This window comes from Streptococcus parasanguinis (genome assembly GCF_001069785.1).
Taxonomy (GTDB): domain Bacteria; phylum Bacillota; class Bacilli; order Lactobacillales; family Streptococcaceae; genus Streptococcus; species Streptococcus parasanguinis_T.
This window is the reverse complement of sequence record NZ_JVSR01000029.1, coordinates 1-17,165: the sequence shown is the minus strand read 5'-3', so window position 1 is coordinate 17,165 and position 17,165 is coordinate 1. Positions and strand designations below refer to the sequence as shown.

Genomic DNA, 17,165 nt, shown 5'->3' with positions numbered 1-17,165 from the left:
GCACCAATCAAGTTGCTTTCATTATGGAAGCGAGCCGCTTGGATCGGCAAGGCCTCAAATTGTTTATGCCCTTTTTGAGAGAGCAGCTCATGGTATTGTCGACTGATCTCATCGATCAATAGTGGTTGACTACTAATGCCCCCGCCAATCGTCACTTTTTCAATCAGGAGCAATGATTGAAGATTAAAAATCAAAATTGCAATATCATGACAATATTCCTGAAACAAGGATATCAGCTCCTCATAGCCCCCTAGATCAAGAGCTTTGAAAACAGCTATACCATCTGCCTTTTCTAGGTTCAAGATGTGACTAGCTTTCTCAACAAATTGAACAGCAGAACCAGTGTTTTCCAAAAGATTGGAAATGCCTTGCAAAAAGAGTTCGCGATGAAAGCGGCGATTTTCTGGTGTTCTTTCTGCCTTATCAATAGACCGAATGTATTCTGTCAGTTGCCATCCTCTCAATAGGTCACCGTTAGAAAGAAGAGCGAGGCCGACTCCTGTCCCCAAGACCAAGGTCGCACCACATGGACAATCTTTTAGATTACCAAGCCTTGCTTCCGCTAGACCAGCGGCTTCTCCATCATTGAGAACAGTGACGGGTACTTGAAATGTTTGTTCGAGTCTACTTGCTAGAGGAATGCCTCGTAAATATGGAATGAGACCACCTCGAAAGACAAAGCCAAGGCTCTTTTGGATCTCACCGGGGCACGAAATGGCGATTCCCTCGATTTCTTCCCTTACAGGTGTAACGATTTCTTCTAATCCTTGCCAAAACTCCTCAATCGTAGATGGTGTTGGGATCTTGTCTGTACGGATCAATTGATAGTCTGCATCCATCAGACCGTACTTTATAAAGGTCCCTCCGATATCGATGGTAAATAGCATAACCTAATCCTCACACATTGATTTGACGGGTTCAAATGAACGCCGATGGATAGGAGTCACTCCCAGCTTGTGAAGGCCAGCCAGATGGTTAGCCGTCCCATAGCCAGCGTTCTGCGTAAAATCATAACCCGGATATTCGCAATCAAACTCTTCCATCATCTGATCCCGAGTCACCTTGGCTACGATGGATGCTGCAGCAATGGATAAGGAGTTAGCATCCCCTTTGATGATACTAGTTTGGGGAATAGGAAGATCCAACCTCATGGCATCAATCAAAAGATGCTGGGGTTGAGGCTCTAGCTGACCAATGGCCTCCATCATGGCTAGCTTCGTAGCTTCATAGATATTAACCTGATCAATCACGTGATTGTCCTTGACGCCGATTCCGATCGCAATGGCGTTTTGGAGCACAGCCTCATAGATTTCCTTGTGTTTGGATTTTGGAATCTTTTTACTATCGTTGAGCCCTGGAATCTTACAAGCTTTCGGCAAGATCACGGCAGCTGCAACAACTGGACCCGCTAATGGGCCACGTCCCACTTCATCCACTCCTGCAATAAGCTGAATCCCTTGAGTATAAAGTTCTTTTTCATAGGCCAGCATTCCTTCCAAACGTTCATCTTCATCTAAACGTTTTTGGATTTCTTTTTTTCGCTTTGCGATCGCTTGGATCACACCAGATCGGCTATCCTGTTCCAATTCAGTCAATAAAGGATCGTCTAACCGCTGAATGCTTGCCAATTGTTCTTTAATTTCCTTAATGGTTGCCATCAATTTCCCCTACACGATCCAGCGTATAGCGTCCCAATTTTCCATCGCGGACGTCTTTAACAAAGAGTTGGTAAAAACGGTCGTAATCTTCACGAAATCCTAATTTCTGGGTCATTTCCATAATGATTTCAGGAGCTTCTTGTTCCAGATCCATTTGTTTAAAACGTTCCTGCAAAACAGCTGGATAATGCTCTTTAAAATAGTTAAGGCCAAAGATGGTCACTTCATCCATTGGAAGCAACTGATCCTTTATCGCTCCTGTTAAGGCGAGCTTTAAAGCCACTTCTTCATCTTCAAACTTTGGCCAGAGAATCCCTGGGGTATCCAAGATTTCAAGGTCTTTATTGGTTTTCAACCATTGTTGCCCCTTGGTCACCCCTGGTTTATTTCCAACAACAGCAATCTTTTTCCCCGCTAAGCGGTTCATCAGAGTTGATTTCCCGGCATTAGGAATCCCGATAATCATGGTCCGAAGGGTTTCAATCTGAATCCCTCGTTCCTTCTGACGAGCAATTTTATCGGCCATCAAAGACTTAGCAGCATCTGTGACCTTCTTAACCGTAGATTGCTCTTTGGAGTTGATAGCCAAGGTTTTGATGCCTTGAGACTCAAAATAGTCCTGCCATTCTTTTGTTGCCACAGGATCTGCCAAGTCTACCTTGTTCAAAATCATTAATTTAGGCTTATCACCAACAATTTTGGTTAACATAGGATTTTGGCTTGATAGGGGCAAACGAGCATCTACCAGAACCGTCACAAAATCCACAAATTTTAAATTTTCTTGTACTTGTCTTCTAGCTTTGGACATGTGTCCAGGAAACCATTGTATAGTTGCCATGTTCTCCATTCCTTTCCAGTTCAATCTCTTCTATTATACCATGTTTTCTTGAATTCTCAGCCTTAAACGAGGATACAAAAAAATGAAGCTACCGAAGTAACTTCTATTTCATATTCTAGCGAATTTGCTCAAAATGCAAATGCACGGCGATATGATCACCATAGCCGCTCCGTTCCAAATCACGTTGCAAGCGATAAGAAATGTAGTGTTCTGCAATGGTAATATAACCTGCTCCCAACAAGCGTTGTTCCACTAATGATTGGATCATACTGATGGTTGCGCGTTCTACTTGGGCTTCATCCAAATCCATAGCAACTTTCTTGGTCACTTGAGCTAGGTTTTGTCGCAAATCATCTGTCAAAACATAGACAACTTGCGCAGCTTTCAAAATAGCTTGGTAAATTTTATCTGGGTTGAATTCAACCACTTCTCCACTACGTTTAATGACTTCCATCGGAGTCTCCTTTTTGTTTAAATTTTCATGAATACTTCATTTCCCTTAGAAAGAAATGAAGACCTACTACTTTATTATATAATTTTTTTGCCAAGAATCAAAGCTCTTTTCAGGACTTACTGTGCTTGATTGGATGAAAAAATCTAACGATCACTTTTTTCCATGACCACATCTTCTTTTTTATAGCTGTAGGTCAATCTCCAAAGATGGTCAGAGACATGATCCAAACGGAAGGTCTTCAAAATCTTCTTCAGAGGTAACTTCTCCATCTCTACTTTTCTAAGGAGTTCCACTAATAGTTCACCACCAGCATTGACAGCAATCAGCTGATCTTCGTCACTATCATATTGGAGAAGGATAGTTTTAGTCGGTTTATAGAGAACGTTATAGAGATTATAGGCTCTATCAATTTCAAAATGTTTATCCTTATCGGCTTCTCTTGAGTAGCGGTGTATTGTAAGAGGACCGATTTGAAAAGCCCCTGCTAAACTATAAATGAATCCTAAAGCTGCTATTGATTCCCAAAGAAGATTGAGTAGCTTGGAATCGAAGTCAAACATGAAATGAACGAGGAACAAAATAATTCCTGTACCAAATCCAATTAAAAGTAAGAGTGCACCGATGCATCCAGCTTTTTCACCTGTTTTAATGGTCGGTTTATCATAGATCATCACACCATCTAACTTTTCAAGGCTATGACGTTCTTTAAATTTTTCTAGTTCTGATTTCTCCGAATCCGTTTTTTCTAACTCTGTTTTCCCTATCTCTGACATACATTCCTCATGACAATTTTATTAATAATCCGGACGAAGAACTCCCGTAATGATCTCTTTAGATGCATGGTAATCCCCATCTACTACAACCTTGATGATGCGCTTCGCTTCTTCTGCTGGTGCTGGCACCAATGGCAAACGAGTTGGTCCTGCTTCAAAGCCCATATAGTTTAAGACAGCTTTGACAGGAGCTGGACTCGGATATGAGAAGAGAGCATTGACTTTAGGGATAAACTGACGTTGGATAGCCGCAGCCTTTTTAATATCGTTGTGCTCAATGGCTTGTAACATCTCATACATTTCATCTCCATTTGTATGAGAAGCCACCGAGATCACTCCATCAGCCCCAAGGTTCATCGCATGGAAAGCATCTCCATCTTCCCCTGTATAGACGAGAAATTCTTCTGGCTTGTGTTCAATTAAGTAGGCCATATTAGCAAGGGTTGTACACTCTTTGACCCCAATGATATTTGGGTGCTCTGCCAAACGAAGCATGGTTTCAGGCGTCATTTCCACGACCACGCGTCCAGGAATATTGTAGATAATAATCGGAAGATTAGATGCATCCGCAATCGCTTTAAAGTGTTGATACATTCCTTCTTGAGATGGTTTGTTGTAGTATGGGACGATAGCCAATCCTGCCGCAAAGCCACCAAAAGCATCCACTTCTTTAACGAACTCAATCGAGTCGCGGGTTTCATTGGTTCCGACACCAGCGATCAAAGGAACTCGACCATTGACAATCTTTTGAACGGCCGCAAAGAGTTGCAATTCCTCATCGTGGGTCAGAGTTGGACTTTCTGCAGTCGTTCCAGCTAAGAGAATCCCATCTGTATGATGAGCCAAGAGGTGCTCGATCAAGGCAGGAAGAGCATCAAAATTAATGGTTCCATCTTCATGGAAGGGGGTGATAAATGCGGTGATGATTTTACAATCTTTTAAATCATTATAAGACATAGAAAAACCTTTCTCTATATAAGAAAGAGGCTGGGGCTTGCTTGCCTTTGCCTCATGATCTGTTCATAAAACAAGTTGATTCGCTAAAAAGCTGAGGAAGAAATCAAACTCTTCGAGTTACTGATTTCTGTTTCGCTCCCTACTTCAACTCAAATTTCAATTCAGCTGTTGGACGTACGAGTCCACGTTCGTGAAGAGTTTCTGCGATTTGGACTGAGTTCCAAGCAGCTCCTTTAAGGAGGTTATCTGAAACAACCCACATGTGGATTCCTTTTTCAGCATCCAAGTCTTTACGAATCCGTCCAACGAAGGTATCGCGTGATCCGACCGCATTAACGGCTTGTGGGTAGATTTGGTGAGCAACATCATCTTCAAGGACTGCACCTGGGAATTCTGCAATAGCAGCTTTCACTTCGTCAATTGGTGCCACTTCTTTTGTTTCAATGTAGACTGACTCTGAGTGAGCTGACAAGACTGGAATCCGCACACAAGTTGCTGAAACGGCAATGCTATCATCTTCCATGATTTTCTTGGTTTCATTTGTCATCTTCATTTCTTCGTAAGTATAGTCATTTTCTGTGAAGACGTCGATTTGTGGAAGAGCGTTGAAAGCAATTGGGTAATGTTTTTTATCGCCACCACATGGCAAGATTTCGGCTTTGACATCACGTGGGTTGACCCCGTCATTCAAGACTTCTTTCAACTCACGTTGGGTTTCAAGAATAGCTCCCATACCAGCACCTGAAACAGCTTGGTAAGTAGACACGATGATACGGTCCAAGCCCCATTTTTGACGAACTGGCTCAAGAGCGACCATCATTTGAATGGTTGAACAGTTTGGACAAGAGATGATTCCGTTGTGAGCATCAAGAGCATGTGCATTCACTTCAGGAACAACCAATGGGACATCCGGATTTTGACGGAAATAAGAAGTGTTATCAACCACTACTGCGCCTGCTTTCACCGCATAAGGTGCATATTTGGCAGATGTTGAACCACCAGCTGAGAAAAGAGCAATATCAACCCCTTCAAAAGCATCTTCAGTCGTTTCTTCGATGGTCACGTCTTGCCCTTTAAATTGCAAGACTTTTCCTGCAGAACGTGCTGACGCAAGGTAGCGAATTTTATCGATTGGAAGAGTAGATTCTTCCAACATTTTGATCATTTGAGCACCAACGGCACCTGTAGCACCGACAACAGCAACTGTGTATCCCATAGTAAATCCTCTTTCAAAATTTTCTAAAAATTGAGTATTTGTACTATTATACAATTTTTTGGCATAAATGAAAAGTACCAACAGTAGGAAAAAATCCTGATTCTAAGACCAGGATTGTTGATGGTTATTTATAATAAATAGCTCTTTAGTTCAGGTCATAGTTCAAGTCACTTAAATCTTTCTTACCTTGTGTTTCTTCAGCAAGAAATGGAACTTGATGGATCCCCTTTACACCTGCTACGATAGACGCTGGAAATGAAACAATTTCTTGATTGATGTGGCTGACATTACTGTTGACAATTCGCTTCGCTGCAGCAAGATCTTCATTTTCGTCAGCAATTTCCTTTTGCAAGGCCAAGAATTGGTTAGAAGACAAGAGCTCTGGATAGTTTTCAGCAACTGCACGAATTTGTGCCAAGACATCATTTTGATTGGTAATGACTTGGTTGGATTCTTGAATAGTTGCTCCTTGGCGTAAAGCAACTAAATCAGTGAAAATCTCTTGCTCATGTTTGGCATAAGCTTTGGCTACTTTTAGCATTTCCGAAATGGTATCATAGCGTTTTACGAGAACGATATCGACCGTTCTCTTTGATTCTTCAATGGTCACTAGATAGCGATTGAGACGATTTCCTACACTAATAAACCAAATAGCCAATAGGGCAACAAATATGATTAAGCCGATAATGAGATTCATGATGCTTCTCCTTCAAAAATTGCTGTTATTTCTTTAATTAAAGCTAGTTCTCTGCATAATTTATGATATTCAGATACCAAAGATAGTTGATCAATATCTTCTGGTTTTTGGGGCGTCGGAAAGATATAGCTATCGGTATACAAAGAAATAAATAGTTTCTTGTCTTTCAAAAATACACACATGGCATTTTGAGAAATTTGTCGATCAAACCATTCCAACATCTTAGGGGTGAGAAATTTACGAGCAGACAGTTCATCCGTGCAGTAGATATTGTAATTTTCGTTATTGCGAATATCCTCGGTTTCAATCTGAACTTCATCTCCTCTGGCTCCAGGATAAACCCCATTCACCTCCCTCTTAAAAAGAAATGATTTCTTGGTCGGAACCACCCGAAGATGACCAGAGAAATTAATCGGTAGACATAAAGAGAACACTTGTCCAAGGAAATCTGTAACTTCCACATGTTCCGTCCTCGTATGTCCATTAGATGTCCGGTAACGAGTCTCCGTATGATGAGCATAGAGATTTGACACCGTTAGCTCTTTGTCATCATGAAACGATAGTTCTTTGAAACATAGAAAATCAGTCGACCGAGGACATAAATGCGAAAGAGCTTCAGAAGGTATGGAACCGTCCTCTTTGATCGAAGCCTTAGGAAAAACTTCCTTTAATACAGGCGACAGGATATCATCAAGATAGATCTCATCGTTCGAACGAATTCGATCCCCAAACAAGGCTTTTCGTTTTTTATATTGTGGCCAATAATACAAACCAACAACTAAAAGGATCAAAGGAATAGCTGCAAAACGCAATAAAATGAGAGACAATATGGCACAAATAATACCAAAAGATCGCAAAACATTCCATTGAAGATTGTTCTTCATCTGTTCTCGGATCAATCCGATTGCATCCTGAAATGGTTTGGAGTTTTCAAGATCCTCAATTTTCTGCGAATAGTCTGTAGATGCTGAATCATTAGAATGATAGAAATCTCCCAATCAACTCCACTCCTTTCTGACACGAGGCACTTTACTATATTATAACACCAACATAACTTTGTAGCAACTGTATTATAATAGTTTCGGTCCTTTGAAGGTACAAAAAAATCCTGATCCGAAGACCAGGATTTGAGGCACCTTTCGGTGAGAACAGCCGGTTCACACAACTGTTCAAGGTCCGCTCCTGCGTTACAATTGAATGTAGACCTCCTCAGCGCAAAAGGCTCCTAAGAGCCAATCGACTCATCGCATAAATCTAGTTTACCATGAACATCCACAAACTGTCAAGAAGGTAGGTACTTGCTTCCTTCTCGAATACTCAAAGGAGATAACTGCTCTCGATAGCGGTCGATAAAGGCCCCTACCCAATCCGGATTAACCTTGGAATAATTGCGTAAGCTCCAGCCGATTGCCTTATTTATAAAGAACTCGCTTTGACCTAGATTACTGAGGATCACTTTTTCTAACAAATCCGTATCTGTTTTTTCTTTCCTCATAAGCTGGTGATCAATGGCAATCCGCCTCAACCAAAAGTCCTGATCCTTACTCCAATCCAGCATAACCTGCTTGGTTTCTGGATAGTGAAAAGTAATCTCTCCGATGATAAGGTCCAATTGATCTATACTGTCCCACCATGATTTGGTTTGAGCCAATTCCTTTAGCTTTAGAAAATCTTCAGGTCTAAGCTCTTTCTTCTTTTTATCCAGATAATCCTTAGCAATATATTGAAACTCACGGTAAGGTTGCTGCCAACACTCTTCCACAAAAGCCCAATCAATTGGATTCTTTATGAAAAGCTTAAAAAAATCTCTTTCAATCTTTTTGAGAATTGGTTTTTGAACGCCAAGAAAGCTGAATTTATTTTTCATATAAGCTTCCATTGCTGGGACTTTCTCTGGATCAGCTTGGTCTTCTAACAATTTCAAAAGAATTTTTGTATCCATATGATTCCTCCTTTTTTACATCAAAGGTCCAATCAAAGAAAAGAGATAACCACCTAGACGATGTGCTATAGGCATTTTTGACAAACTTTCCAATGTTACTTCCTCCGAGAGAGACTGGGTTCTCTCAAAATCTTGTTCAATGTTAAGCACTTCCGGATTCTTATAAAGATATACGCCATCTTCAAAATTTTGATAAAGACTTCGGTAGTCTGTATTAATGGTTCCTACCACAGCTTGTTGGCTATCAGAAACATATACTTTAGCATGGACAAAGCCTGGGCTATAACGGAAAATACGGACGCCAGCATCCAAGAGGGCTTTAAAATAGGTCGTCGCAATATCAAAGGCATACTGTTTATCTGGAATCCCTGGCATAATGATACGAACATCCACACCTCGTTTGGCCGCGAAAGTCATAGCTCTAACCAATTCGTCATCCAAGATCAAATAAGGGGTCATGATGTGAACATAATCGGTCGATGTATTCAGTAAATGAAGATAAACATCCTCAGCCAATTTGTGATAGGTCAATGGTGAATTGCCATAAGGGAGTACAAAGCCCTGACTCTTTCTTTGTTGAGGTTTTTCTTGTAGATAGCGCTCCATATCCCTTTTATCTTCTATTCCAGTCACTGTCCACATGGTCAAAAAGAGAGCTTTTAGCGTTTGAACTGCTGAACCATCTAATCGAAGGGCCGTATCCTTCCAATGACCAAAGCGTTCTCGTTTATTGACATACTCATCAGCGATATTAACGCCACCAGTATAAGCAACTTGACCATCAATCACTGTAATCTTTCGATGGTCTCGGTAATTGTAATAGGTTGATAGAATGGGCTTGACTGGTGAGAAGGCCTGAGCTTTAATCCCAACCTTGTGCAAGCGCTCGATATAATCATAGGACAAGGTAGTCATCTCATTCATCCCATCAAACATGACACGAACATCCAGACCTGCCTTGGCCTTCTCCTCTAAAATGGCTAAAATCTCACCCCACATGATCCCTTCGTCAATAATGAAATATTCCATGAAGATATAACGCTCCGCCTTTTTCAAATCCTCCAACAAGGCTGGAAGCATGTCATCTCCAAGTGGAAAATAGGTAACCTCTGTGTTGCTGTAGATAGGAAACTGTGCTGGACTATGCTCCAAAAAATATGCTAATTTCTGTAATTGGCGATCACTTTGGGATAAATAATCAGCAACTCCTGGATCGGTGCTTAGATAATCGGATGCCTGCACTGTAGCATCCTCAAGCCGCTTCTTCAAGCGTCTCACACCCAAATCAGCTAACGAAAAGTAAAGCAGAGCCGTCCCAAAAATTGGAAAGAGGGCAATGATAATCACCCAGGACAGTTTGGAACGAGAATCCATGGAACGATTGAGCAAGTAAAAGAAGGTAAAGACACTCAACAAGTGTTCCCATAAGATAATGGATGGGAAATGCTCTTGTAGGCTGAGATATGAAAAGACAAGAAAGGCCAATTCCAGTAAGAAGAACAGGAGAATGGGAACCTTTCGGTTAAGTAGAATTTTAGCCCATCTTGAGGGCTTTTGAGGTAACAGTCTAGCACATTGTTCTTGAGTCATAAAAGCTCCTTTCATGTAGGGGAGATCATCACAACTTTCCGGTCTCTTTCAGTAATTTTATTAGTATCATTTTAGCCTATGAAAAAGTCAGGGATAATTAGCTATTGCAATTTACAAATGTCGTGATTTCTACCGTATTTTCCTAACAGGACCGTCTATGGTCTTTTGCATCCATAAGATATCGTGCCATTTGTTGAACTTATAGCCAATCTTTGGGAAATGAGCGACTTGAACATAGCCCCGCTTTTCATGCATGGAGATGCTGGCTTCGTTAGGGACTGCAATGCAGGCCAGAAAACGTAAGTAACCTCGTGCTTGTAACTCTTCTTCTAAGGCATTATAAAGGGCTGATCCAATCCCTTGTCCACGCGCTTCTTTTGCTACATAAATAGACAATTCAGTGGTCCAATCATAGGCAGCGCGTGCATAATAGGTCGAGGCATAGGCATACCCCACAACTTTCCCATCCACTTCTGCGACCAAATAAGGAAATTGGGTCAGCGTTTTTGTGATGCGGCTTTCAAACTCCTGGACAGTCGGTACATCAACCTCAAAGGTAATGGCTGTCTCTGTTACATAAGGTTGGTAAATCGCTCGGATAGCTGCTGCATCGCTGAGCTGAACGGGTCGAATCATCATGGAGGCCTCCTCATTAGATTATACCTAGTATACCGATATGCCTCCTCACTGTCAATGAAAGTCTAGCAGCAAGCAAAAAATCCTGGAATTATATCCAGGATTTCCATCCTTCTTAAACTGTTTGACTTAACCCCATCATCCGATAAAGGAATAAAGCACTCGGAGCTTTCAAAAAGCTCTTTTGCTTGGAATTTGTTGCTTTTAAGACATAGTTAGGTTTGACTGTTTTAGTGACTGTCTTTGCTTGTTTAAGATTCAGACCGGTTTGTTTTTTAGATGGTTGAAGGGAAGCTTTCACTGCGCTTACTTGAAGGGGTTTTTCTTTCACTTTCAAGGCTTGTCCAGCTGATTTTGAAGTAGAGGCAGATAATCCTGCTTGAGCTGGATGAGAGAGTTGACTCATGGTTTGATTGTTACTGACTTCGACATGGTTTAGGATACCTCCATTTGGATTGAGGTGATCAGTCACACCTGTATCAAATGGCGCTACAAATACATTGTCCTCAATGGTGACATTTTTAATATCTCCATAGCGCGTTTCAACATCAATCGATCCACGATGCTTGTTGTAGATATCACTCTTCGTCCCTGTACGCTCCAAGAGATTGTGGTGAACCCGAATTCCTTCTTCATTTAGATCAAAGTTATGGCCCTTAAAGACAGTCGTCAAGCGAATTCCGGCATCACCGATATTGTCTTTAATCCGATTGTAGGCGATCTCATGGCCTTTTCCACCAAAGATCCCAACACCACCAGCACGCCAACCAAGTTCAATCGTATTGTGCAAGAATTTATTGTTTTCTGCTACTGCTGATTCTGTTCCATCCGCAATACTTGACCAGCTGGCTAGTCCGTCATCTCCATTCCCACGGATACTAGAATTGCGGACAATCGAATTCTTAGTCCCTTGGGCAAAGTTGACTCCGTCAGCCAGGTTATTGCGCAAACGGACATTTTCTACTACTAGACCATCTGTGTACTTCATATCATTTTTTCCAGCATAATCGCCAATCCACATGCCGACTTCAAAATGTTCGGCCCAAATATCGTGAATATGAGAGTTCTTCCCTGGCGTTCCAGAAATGGCCTTGTACTGAGCATTTTCACCATAGCGTGAACGAAGGTTGGAGGACAGATAGACATCGCTAAATTCAACATGGTTGTCTTGGTGAAGGAAGTCAAATCCACCGCCACCAGCTTGGTCACTAGTAAAATGCAGTTGGGTATGCCAGATACCAGCCCCTGAAATCTTCATATCAGAAGCATCGATACCGACTTTTCGATTGAGATTAAATCGCCCAGCTGGGATATAGACATTCTTTCCGGTTTGTTTAGCTTCATAAATCGCATCATAGAGGGCCTTGCTGTCATCAGTATCGTCGTTTGGCGTAGCTCCTTTAGAAACAATATTGATAGCATTGTCCCCTTGAGCAATCGGGTCTGGAGCTTGCTCGAATTCCACAAAGTCAAGGCCATAATGGACGTCGTCTGACTTGTTTTTCACCAGTGAAACCACATCTCCTTTTTGAAGCTGAACTCCTGGAAGTAGGCTGTGTACTTCATCAAATTGGAACCGAGCGAGTGTATCCGCCTGTGCACTATCGTGTACACCTTTGTCATTCAAGTACTGCCAGTTAGACGTAGATGAAAGATCCAATTGTTGAACACTGTGACCATTCACCTGTACCTCGAGTTGTCCACTGGCTCCATCTGGTACCGTGTAGCGTACGGTTAAAGCATTGGCTGGTTCATTGACCTTAAAGGAAACACCATCTCCCTTTTCTTTTAAAGCGACATAAGTCTGATCAGAAGCTTCAATAGCTGTTGAGTGACTGTCTTGAGACTGCTCTACCTCTGCCTTTCCAAGGAGGTTTCCTTTGTCTGCTTCATAACGGGTGTAAGGCATAGATGCTCCATATTGACTGGTATCTACTTGAGAGCTTTCGGGATCAGAAGTTGTCGCTTCTTGCCCTTGTGTTTGGACTTGTGCCTGCTCTCAAACTTGATCAGCTGCCACAGATTTTCCAGTCAAAAAACAAGCCCCCATGATCGCAATTACGACAGAAAAGACTCCAAGCTTAGACTTGCGAATGCCAAAAATGATATCTTTGTTTAAATGATACATCACATATTTCTCCTTTTATTTTTTACAACGATTCTATCCTAATAAAAATTATCATGACAAACAAGGTGAATTGTGTGAATATTCTGTATCAATTTGTTGCAGAAATATTAACCTTTTTATGTAGTAATAAAAGTGAGTAAGAAAAAAGAGGCTGAGAATGCTTTCTCAAACCTCTTTTGATGGCACGCGCTTATTCCGCTTTTTTATTTGAAAATTGGCTATTGTAGAGCTCATAGTAGAACCCTTTATCTGCTAACAAGGATTGGTGATTTCCTTGCTCGATGATTTGGCCATCTTTGAGGACAAGGATTTTATCTGCTTCTTGAATGGTAGACAAGCGGTGAGCAATAACAAAGCTAGTCCGCCCTTTCATCAAATTCTTCATCGCTTTTTGAATCAAGAGCTCTAAACGCGTATCGACAGAAGACGTCGCTTCATCCAAAATCAAGATTTTAGGATCCGCTAGGAGTGCACGCGCAATGGTTAGGAGTTGCTTTTGCCCTAGAGAAATATTGCTAGACTCCTGGTTCATTTCCATATTATAACCACCAGGAAGTGTCCTGATAAAGTGATCGACATTGGCTGCCTTTGCAGCTTCTACAATTTCTTCATCCGTTGCCTCGAGATTACCAAAGCGAAGGTTTTCTTTGATGGTTCCTTCATATAACCAAGCATCCTGAAGCACCATTCCGAATTGTTTGCGGTAATCTTGGCGTGACAGATGGCGAATATCATGACCATCCACCGTGATGGAGCCTGCAGTCACATCGTAAAAGCGCATCAGCAAATTAATCAGGGTTGTTTTCCCTGCTCCGGTCGGTCCGACAATGGCCACCATTTCACCTGGTTTGACTTCAAGGTTGAAATCACGAATCAAGGGTTTGTCCGCTACATATTGGAAATCAACGTTTTTAAAGCTGACTTGCCCTGTCAAGTCTCCAGAGAGGGTTTCTGTCACATCTGCTACTTCATCTGGCTCATCCATGACTTGGAAAATCCGATCTAGAGACGACTTAGCACTTTGTAGCTGCCCTGCCAATTGGGTTAAGTTTTGAATCGGTTGGTTGATCTGCCAAACATATTGAACGAAGGCCTGCATATTCCCGACAGTCAAACGACCTGCTAACACTTGCAAGCCACCAAACAAAGCGATAACGAGATAAGTCAAATCTGAAATCCCATTTAAAATCGGCATCATTAAGCCAGAAATGAAATTAGCCTTGAAACCTACCTTTTGAAGGTGATGGGTAATATCATGAAACTCTTCCTGGGAAGATTTTTCCCGAACGTACAGCTTAAGGACATTAAAGCCTGTTAAATTTTCTTGCACAAAGCCGTTCATGGCTCCCAAAACATCTGCCTGCTCTTTAAAGTAAGGCTGAGATTTTTTCATGATAAATCGAGCACTGAAATAAGTGATCGGAATGGACAAGATGACTACTAGCCCCAGCTGGATGTTTAAGTATAAGACCATGCTGATAACAAAGAGCAAGGTAAAGATGGCGTTAACGATTTGTAAGAAGGACTGTTGCAAGGCGTTCGAGACGGTTTCGACATCGCTAGTAAAACGTCCTAGTAAATCTCCAAACTGATGCCGGTCAAAATAAGAAACGGGAATGTGGTTGATTTTATGAGACAAATCATTTCGCATGTCCTGAACGGTCTTTTGAACAGCATTGGTCATGAAATAGTTGGAATAATAAGATCCCAACTCATAGAGGACCCCACGGAATAGATAGAGCGTCATAATGATCGCGATATAGGATGTATTAAGACCAGCCCCTGGAAGGCCTTTTGCCATATCCATGAGATTTTTTGTCAACTCCGTAATGGCAAGTCCCAAAACAAAGGGTTCGACAACACTCATGACGACACTCAGGATTTTTAAGAAAATGGACAAGCAAACTTCCAAGCGATAGGCTCTCAAGTAAGTCCATAGTCTACTAAAACTGTTTTGTTCTTGTTTCATCTGCTTCTCCTTTCTATTCCTCTGTTAATGATGGACTGTCAAGCTGGGAATTGGCAATTTCACGATAGATCTCATTGCTTTCCATCAATTCATCGTGAGTACCTCGACCGACGATTTCCCCTTGGTCCAAGACAATAATTTGATCCGCATCCATAATGGTTCCCACACGTTGCGCTACGATCAAGACGGTCGCATCTCCTGTAACTTCTTTGAGACGCTTCCGCAAAGTGGCATCCGTCTTGTAGTCCAAAGCAGAGAAGGAATCATCGAAAATAAAGATATCCGGATCTTTGACAACGGCACGAGCGATAGACAAGCGTTGTTTTTGACCACCTGAAAGGTTGCTACCACCTTCTGCCAAATGGGTATCAAAGCGTTCCTCACGGCTGTCGATAAATTCCTTGGCTTGGGAAATTTCAGCCGCTTGTTCTAGCTCTTGTACAGAGGCATCTTCTTTCCCATAACGAAGGTTCTCAGCAATGGTTCCCGTAAAGAGCAAGGCCTTTTGTGGAATAAAACCAATCTTTTGGCGAAGGGCTTTCAGATTGTAGTCACGGACATCCACACCATCGACCAAAATCTTCCCTAGGGTGACATCATAGAATCGAGGAATCAACTGCACAAGTGAAGATTTCCCAGAACCGGTCGAGCCGATAAAGGCAATGGTTTCGCCAGGTTTGGCTTGAAAGGAAATATTATGGAGAACTGGACTCTCCGTCTCACCTGGATAAGCAAAGGTGACATTGTCAAATTCCAAATAGCCACGAGATGCTGTTTCTGTTATCCCATTCTCATTTGGATCAATCGAAATGGGCATGTCCATGATTTCCTTGAGCCGACGGCTAGAGACCGCAGTACGAGGATACATGGTAAAGAGATTGGCTAAAAAGAGGAAAGATAAGAGCGCGTGAAAGCTATACTCAATAAAGGCAACCAGATCCCCAATTTTCAAACTACCGTCATGAAGAGGATCCAAAGCAAACCAGACAATCGCCACAATCATAGCAATGATGATCTGCACAAATAGAGGTTCTGTCAAACCAGTTAGTTTGAACAATTTATTCGAGTTTTCTGCGTAGACTTCATTTTCAGCCGCAAATTTATCCTCTTGGAATTCTTCGCGGGCAAAGGCACGAATCACTCGGAGACCTGTCAAATTTTCACGCGCAAACTGATTGAGATGGTCAAGGGTCTTTTGTTGCTTCTCAGAAAGTGGACGTGTCTTGACTGCTACATACCAGACAACGACAGCAAGAAATGGTACAGATACTGCTACAATCCATGCTAGAGAAGGACTGGTTGTCAGAATCAAGAGAACGCTGGAAACCATCATCAAGGGTGTGATGACGCCCATCTTCAACATAGAATCCGCAAACTGCATCAAAACAAAGGCATCCGATGTCAAGCGGGTCACCAATGAGGATACCCCGATTTGTTCATACTCACGATGCGAATACTCCTGCAACTTGGCATAGAGGTCATTGCGCATATCACGTACCATGGTCGTTGTTATCTGACCAACCGCGTAAGACAAGATAATCCGCCCCACAATCCCAAGCAAAATGATCGCAAACATGGCCCAGCCCCAGAAATACAGCCGATCCACATCACGCGGGTTAATCCCCTCATCAATCATGCGAGCTAGAATCGTTGGCAAGCCCAAATTGACAATAACAAACAGGACTGCTGAAAATAGATTCAGAGCTAGCCACTTGGGATACTTTTTCAAGTAAGACCAAATATAAAGCATAGATGATTCTCCTTTTCCATAAATAATAACCTTGATCACACAGAAAAGAGGGAGCGAGACGAAATCATTTTCAAAGAAAATCATTCCTGCCCCAGTCCCATCTGTAGTCTCATTCATTATACCAAACCAGTCATAAAAGTAAAGCAAAAAAGCAGGTTTCCCTGCTCTTCAGTTGCTTTATTTCGTGCGTTTGAATTTAGCATTTTTAAGAATCATAAGATCCCCTTGGTTGCTATTACTTAACTTAGAAAGATCAAATGTCAAATAGTCACCATCGACCTTGTATGTAATCTTTTCTCCACTACCATCTTTTGACGCGATTGTTTTCTCTTTTTGATCGATTTTGACTTCATAAGATCGCTCATTCTTTTGACCAGCGACTTCACCCGCGATGCTGAGGGTTCCTTTTGAATCTTTGATCTTAATGGAAACTTCAAAATTAATAACATCTCCAATAGACTCTAATTGACTACCTGATAAGCCTTGCTCCTCAAGAATTTTCTTGAGTTCAGTTTTTGATGGTTTGTAGACATAAGTCCCGTTATCACTTTTGGCAC

16 protein-coding genes and 1 pseudogene are annotated in these 17,165 nt (G+C 41.8%); all 17 read right to left on the bottom strand.

Annotated elements, in window-relative coordinates; translation table 11 throughout:
- On the bottom strand, nucleotides 1-887 hold an 887-nt coding region (locus ADG03_RS02200; RefSeq protein ID WP_049520950.1), incomplete at its 3' end, for an ROK family protein.
- Nucleotides 888-890: 3 nt separating this feature from the next.
- Complete coding sequence (locus ADG03_RS02195) at nucleotides 891-1,658, bottom strand: ribonuclease HII (RefSeq protein ID WP_049473185.1); 768 nt, start codon at nucleotides 1,656-1,658, stop codon at nucleotides 891-893.
- Nucleotides 1,645-2,496 carry a ribosome biogenesis GTPase YlqF gene (gene ylqF / locus ADG03_RS02190; RefSeq protein ID WP_049473186.1) on the bottom strand — a complete coding sequence of 284 codons (852 nt, stop codon included), beginning with the start codon at nucleotides 2,494-2,496 and terminating at the stop codon, nucleotides 1,645-1,647. Before ylqF ends, ADG03_RS02195 begins: the two co-directional genes overlap by 14 nt.
- A 115-nt stretch (nucleotides 2,497-2,611) precedes the next feature.
- Nucleotides 2,612-2,950 carry an ATP cone domain-containing protein gene (locus ADG03_RS02185; RefSeq protein WP_003001449.1) on the bottom strand — a complete coding sequence of 113 codons (339 nt, stop codon included), beginning with the start codon at nucleotides 2,948-2,950 and terminating at the stop codon, nucleotides 2,612-2,614.
- Nucleotides 2,951-3,093: 143 nt separating this feature from the next.
- Nucleotides 3,094-3,723, bottom strand: coding sequence for a hypothetical protein (locus tag ADG03_RS02180; RefSeq protein ID WP_049473187.1), 630 nt, complete (start codon nucleotides 3,721-3,723; stop codon nucleotides 3,094-3,096).
- Nucleotides 3,724-3,744: 21 nt separating this feature from the next.
- Nucleotides 3,745-4,680 (bottom strand): 4-hydroxy-tetrahydrodipicolinate synthase, encoded by a 936-nt coding sequence (gene dapA / locus ADG03_RS02175; RefSeq protein WP_049473188.1) that lies wholly within the window; start codon nucleotides 4,678-4,680, stop codon nucleotides 3,745-3,747.
- Between the two features lie 139 nt (nucleotides 4,681-4,819).
- On the bottom strand, nucleotides 4,820-5,896 hold the full coding sequence (locus ADG03_RS02170; protein ID WP_049473189.1) for an aspartate-semialdehyde dehydrogenase: 1,077 nt from the start codon (nucleotides 5,894-5,896) through the stop codon (nucleotides 4,820-4,822).
- A gap of 145 nt (nucleotides 5,897-6,041) precedes the next feature.
- Nucleotides 6,042-6,593, bottom strand: coding sequence for a LemA family protein (locus tag ADG03_RS02165; protein ID WP_049473190.1), 552 nt, complete (start codon nucleotides 6,591-6,593; stop codon nucleotides 6,042-6,044).
- Nucleotides 6,590-7,591 (bottom strand): DUF3137 domain-containing protein, encoded by a 1,002-nt coding sequence (locus tag ADG03_RS02160; RefSeq protein ID WP_049473191.1) that lies wholly within the window; start codon nucleotides 7,589-7,591, stop codon nucleotides 6,590-6,592. Before ADG03_RS02160 ends, ADG03_RS02165 begins: the two co-directional genes overlap by 4 nt.
- 284 nt (nucleotides 7,592-7,875) lie before the next feature.
- Nucleotides 7,876-8,535 carry a DNA alkylation repair protein gene (locus ADG03_RS02155; protein ID WP_049473192.1) on the bottom strand — a complete coding sequence of 220 codons (660 nt, stop codon included), beginning with the start codon at nucleotides 8,533-8,535 and terminating at the stop codon, nucleotides 7,876-7,878.
- Between the two features lie 15 nt (nucleotides 8,536-8,550).
- The gene (gene cls / locus ADG03_RS02150) at nucleotides 8,551-10,125 is read right to left on the bottom strand and encodes a cardiolipin synthase (RefSeq protein WP_049473205.1); all 1,575 of its coding nucleotides are present in this window, start codon (nucleotides 10,123-10,125) and stop codon (nucleotides 8,551-8,553) included.
- Nucleotides 10,126-10,254: 129 nt separating this feature from the next.
- Complete coding sequence (locus ADG03_RS02145; RefSeq protein WP_049473193.1) at nucleotides 10,255-10,764, bottom strand: GNAT family N-acetyltransferase; 510 nt, start codon at nucleotides 10,762-10,764, stop codon at nucleotides 10,255-10,257.
- Between the two features lie 112 nt (nucleotides 10,765-10,876).
- Nucleotides 10,877-12,754 (bottom strand): annotated as a pseudogene (locus ADG03_RS02140) (glycosyl hydrolase family 28-related protein); the annotation flags it as partial.
- Between the two features lie 6 nt (nucleotides 12,755-12,760).
- Nucleotides 12,761-12,889, bottom strand: a complete 129-nt coding sequence (locus ADG03_RS11425) for a YSIRK-type signal peptide-containing protein (RefSeq protein WP_152902934.1) — start codon at nucleotides 12,887-12,889, stop codon at nucleotides 12,761-12,763.
- Between the two features lie 190 nt (nucleotides 12,890-13,079).
- Entirely contained in the window at nucleotides 13,080-14,858 is a 1,779-nt protein-coding gene (locus ADG03_RS02135) for an ABC transporter ATP-binding protein (RefSeq protein WP_049473194.1), read from the bottom strand.
- Nucleotides 14,859-14,871: 13 nt separating this feature from the next.
- Complete coding sequence (locus tag ADG03_RS02130) at nucleotides 14,872-16,608, bottom strand: ABC transporter ATP-binding protein (protein ID WP_049473206.1); 1,737 nt, start codon at nucleotides 16,606-16,608, stop codon at nucleotides 14,872-14,874.
- A 177-nt stretch (nucleotides 16,609-16,785) separates the two neighbouring features.
- Nucleotides 16,786-17,165 (bottom strand): hypothetical protein (locus ADG03_RS02125; protein ID WP_049520949.1); only part of this gene is annotated, 380 nt, incomplete at its 5' end.